This is a genomic window from Marinomonas aquimarina, assembly GCF_900089755.1.
Taxonomy (GTDB): Bacteria; Pseudomonadota; Gammaproteobacteria; order Pseudomonadales; family Marinomonadaceae; genus Marinomonas; species Marinomonas aquimarina.
In genome coordinates, this window is record NZ_FLOC01000035.1 from 1 (window position 1) to 4465 (window position 4465).

5 protein-coding genes are annotated in these 4465 nt (G+C 52.7%); all 5 read left to right on the forward strand.

Annotated elements, in window-relative coordinates; genetic code table 11:
• Nucleotides 1–267 precede the first annotated feature (267 nt).
• The 5 genes from MAQ5080_RS17020 to MAQ5080_RS17040 all read left to right on the forward strand — a co-directional run bounded on the left by MAQ5080_RS17020 (nt 268) and on the right by MAQ5080_RS17040 (nt 4344).
• A complete protein-coding gene (locus tag MAQ5080_RS17020) occupies nt 268–639 on the forward strand; it encodes a hypothetical protein (RefSeq protein WP_004196359.1) in 372 nt (123 codons plus the stop codon).
• Between the two features lie 62 nt (nt 640–701).
• On the forward strand, nt 702–1622 hold the full coding sequence (locus tag MAQ5080_RS17025; protein WP_004196315.1) for a methyltransferase domain-containing protein: 921 nt from the start codon (nt 702–704) through the stop codon (nt 1620–1622).
• 53 nt (nt 1623–1675) lie between these two features.
• On the forward strand, nt 1676–2434 hold the full coding sequence (locus MAQ5080_RS17030) for a hypothetical protein (RefSeq protein WP_004196325.1): 759 nt from the start codon (nt 1676–1678) through the stop codon (nt 2432–2434).
• Between the two features lie 233 nt (nt 2435–2667).
• Nucleotides 2668–3966, forward strand: coding sequence for a nickel resistance membrane nickel efflux protein NcrA (gene ncrA, locus MAQ5080_RS17035; RefSeq protein WP_004196314.1), 1299 nt, complete (start codon nt 2668–2670; stop codon nt 3964–3966).
• Nucleotides 3967–4071: 105 nt separating this feature from the next.
• The gene (locus tag MAQ5080_RS17040; protein ID WP_067213493.1) at nt 4072–4344 is read left to right on the forward strand and encodes a metal-sensing transcriptional repressor; all 273 of its coding nucleotides are present in this window, start codon (nt 4072–4074) and stop codon (nt 4342–4344) included.
• Nucleotides 4345–4465 lie beyond the last annotated feature (121 nt).

Here is a 4465-nt window from a genome sequence, read left to right on the forward strand (position 1 = left end):
GAAGGTCTCTCCTTTCTACAAGAAAACCATCGGTTACGGACTGCCGGACTTCGCAGAGGAACTCAACTACGGAGTCGATCTATCAACCATCTGAGGGTGGTATCAGATTGATGGGGTGAAGGTGCCCCATCAACCATTAAATCCGTATACCCCCTTTTTATTCATATCGCCAATACAAGACTTTACATTCCAGCCCTTACATCCTCCCCGGGGGGATGCTAATCTTTTTATACCGTTGTCATTGTCTATTGAGGAAAGCAATCAGCGATGTACCCGATGTTTAAACGTTCGCCCCGTTATGTTCTGATGATCGTCATCATGGCCATTGGCATGATGATGTCGTCGATGGTGACGTTTGCGTCGCACGGTACAAACGGCCTGACAGGCTACGAGATGAATCTGCATGACGCAGAAGTCACCATGTCAATGCAGGATCACTCTCACGATTCGGATATCCCTCAGTCTGGCCACGCAGGCCATCATCAGACAGACCATTTCCATGAAACCCCTGAGCAGCCGCCCTCTGTAGAGATTTCCCTCTCTCCTGTAACAGACAGATGGTTGCCGCTTGCCGATCTTCGTAGCCCGGTTAAGGCCACGGACATCATTTACCGTCCTCCCAGCATCCGCCAGATCTGATCGCTGTTACCGGCAGTTTTTGCTGCCCGGCTTTAATCAACTTCAGATTTAGCGGAGAGGCTATGTATAAAGACTCTATCCAGGCGCGTCGAGAGATTGCGCGTAATTTCACTGCACTCAATTATCGTGTTGATCCCCTGCACTGGCAGACGCTCTGCATGGGCGTTAATCGCGACCTTCAGGCCAAAAAAATGCGTCCGAATGTCCCGGTTCCTTCACGGCGTAAAGTCATTCCGTTCCTGAAAATGATGCATCAGGAAACGGGCTCGATGCTCAAAGCGATCCTTGCCTTTGGCTTTGATGGCCCCTGGACATCCAGCGGCGGTTCATTTCGCCTGGCGCGAGAAATTGGGTTCGACATCGCCCACTATGCGAAAAACATTCACCACAAAAACGGGAAAGTCACCTTCCTGGAAATTGGTGCCGCCTGGGCGGGTTTTCGCGCTGAGGAATGTGCCGGCCATCAGGCGACGATTTCCGGGCTTTCCGGGGAGTTCAGGGAGCAACTTGGGGAAAGCGTATTCCTGCACTTCACTAATCTCACACCGTGGCATGCATCGCTGCCAAAAGGCGTGACTGAGCATCCTTACGTGACAGCAGCCGGGCTGGGAGCGCTGGAAAACAGAGGTGTTCAGGCAGGTGAGGTCGATATTATCTACTCCCAGGCAGCGGCCTATTTCGAACAGGATTACACGGCTTTCCTTCGCAGCGCTGCACGCCTGCTGAAAGAGGATGGCGTCCTGATCTTCAACCATGACCCTGTTCTGGCGAGCGCGATGGATGAAGTCGCCTGGGAGCACGGACTGCGGCTGGTCAGACGTAAGCAAATGGGAGGAATGAATGGCGCGATTGCCCGTTATCACCGGCTTCGTTCGTCCCCGGTAAGTCAGATGGTCTTCCCCGGCGTAAAGCGGGCAGAGGATGAAGAAGTGGTCTGTGAATCACTGGTTATGTCGGCGCTTCGTCGCAACGTAGAGGTGTAACGCCCGATATGTTGACGCGCAGACATTTTCTCACCACCACAGGAGCGTTGCTGATGACAACATTACTGCCGGGGGAAACCCTGGCAGCCTCTCTGGCTGAAAAAGTCAGTGAAACATGGCAAAAAATAAACACCCGCCGCAATCAACAAGAGGCGATAACGCCGGGCTGGGTTTTGCAGTCGCTCGGGCTTAAACCTGGCTCAACTGAACTGCGAAGAGCCATTTTTGAGCTGGTCAGGCGGATACCCTATCAGCTCGGTGCATGGAATGGCGAAAGCATGAGTCTGTTTCAGCAGGGCTTTGGCGACTGCCGTCATAAAGCCGCTGCTGCCGAACGACTGCTGACCGATGGTGGCATTACGGCAAAGCGAAAGCTGGTGCGGTTTGACTGGGCTGATTTGCCTGTACCTGCGGATATTCTGGCAATTTTGCCGCAAACACAGGGATTTCATGACACTGTGGCTTTTGAGCTACAGGGCAAAACATACCTGTTTGATGCCACCTGGGATATGGCCTTGCGCGGAGCGGGTTTCCCGGTGATGCCTTCCTGGGATGGCAACTCTGATACCTGGCCGGTGACTTCCCGGATGTCGACGCAGCAAACCGTACTAATGCCGCAGCCAGGGCAGGACATTTACAGCACTAACCAGATGAGCTGGCCGCAGCGCGAGAAAACCATGGCGTTTAATCAGGCACTGAATAACTGGCTGGAGGTCATTCGGGCTAACCGTGATGACTGGTGCACCATTATCCATAGTGATATTGAAGCCACCCGGTTGAGCCTGAAAACCTGTCTGGGACAACTGAGTTAATTCCCTTCTCGTCAGGAGGGGCTGCGCAGGGAAGCGGCGATAACACCTTCGACACTTTTTATGCTGCTTCAGGTATAACGCTGGGATACCTGAAGCTTTTTTATTTAACATCCAAGATAACAGACGAATCAGTATCCTCCTCACCCGGATAAAGCTTGTCATTTTTTTCAGGTCCCTCTATGCTTTGAATATCCCCCTGGGGGGGATGTGATTTCAAACCAAGAGATTTCCTGATGCTCAACATTCTTTCTAATCGTACCTATCGCCACCTGTTTATGGCACAGGTTATCGCCCTTATTGGCACCGGTCTGGCGACCGTTGCGTTAGGGTTACTGGCCTACGATCTCGCAGGTGACAGAGCCGGGGCAGTGCTGGGTACCGCGCTGGCTATCAAAATGAGCGCCTATATTCTTGTTGCGCCCGTGGCGGCGGCTTTTGCCGATAAATTCCCGCGTCGCACCATGCTGGTAACACTGGACCTGGTTCGCGCTCTCGTGGCTATCACGCTGCCTTTTGTCACCCAGATATGGGAAATCTACATCCTGATCTTCATTCTTCAGGCTGCCTCGGCGGCGTTTACGCCTACTTTCCAGGCAACTATCCCGGATATTCTTCCTGACGAACGTGAATATACCCGGGCGCTGTCTCTGTCACGTCTGGCCTACGATCTTGAAAGCGTCATCAGCCCTATGCTGGCGGCTGCACTGCTGACGGTCATGAGTTTCCACAACCTGTTTGCCGGTACGGCAGTCGGGTTCCTTGCTTCAGCAGCTCTGGTTGTTTCCGTGACACTGCCGAAGATGAAAGCGTTAACGGTCAAACGCAGCATCTATGACAAAACTACACGAGGTATGCGCATCTTCCTGAAAACGCCCAGACTGCGCGGCCTGCTGGCACTCAACATGGCCGTAGCGGCAGCGAGTGCAATGGTTATCGTCAACACCGTCGTTCTGGTTCAGGCGGACTTTGGTTTCTCACAGCGGTCTACCGCTATTGCGCTGGCCTTCTTCGGCGTGGGGTCCATGGTATCGGCCCTGGTTCTCCCCAGACTCCTCGACAACATGAGCGACCGTATGCCGATGCTTGCAGGTACGGCGCTTTTAGTCATTGGCCTGGGGTCAGGCATTTTCCTGAAGGATTACATCACGCTGGTTGTGCTCTGGGCACTGCTGGGGGTGGGCTATTCACTTTCTCAGACACCGGGTGGTCGCCTGCTGCGCCGTTCGTCAACAGCGGAAGACAGACCGGCGCTGTTTGCCGCCCAGTTTGCACTGTCACATTCATGCTGGCTGGTGACTTATCCGCTGGCCGGATGGGTTGGTGCGGCATGGGGGACACAGGCTTCATTCATCGCCCTGACTGTTGTGGCAACATTGTCGCTGGTCACCGCCGTACTTATCTGGCGTCCTGAGCATGAAGTGTACGCTCAGGTTCACAGCCACAAAGACCCGGAAACAAACAACGAATCGACCCATGAGCATGATTTCGTCATTGACGATGAACATCCGTCCTGGCCGAAGAAAGAGAAGTAATTTCCCAAAAAAAGACAACGTATCAGGAGAGGATAAGCCGATAAAAAGTGTGACCATGGCGTTGATACACATTATCTTATCCCTTCCACCTGGAGAGGATAAACCATGACCGTTCATGCATCACACCCTGACATTATTAAAAGACTTAAACGTGCCGCAGGGCACCTGAAAAGTACCATCCAGATGCTCGAAGATGAGAAAGCATGTCTGGATATCGCCCAGCAACTGCACGCTGTGGAAAAGGCGATAACGAATGCGAAGCGTACCTTAATTCATGACCATCTGGATCACTGCCTGGAGGATGCCCTTCATGCTGACCACACGGAGTCTGATAAGACGCTTAGCGAATTTAAAGAGATAACTAAATATCTTGGGTAAGCGGATTAAATGGTTGATCTTACCTTTGCATGAGAGTGAGACAGACCGGCATCTCATCGGATTATCTGGTTGATGCTTCACCTACTGCTGGTGCATGTTTCCTTCGCTAATTCCAGCAAGA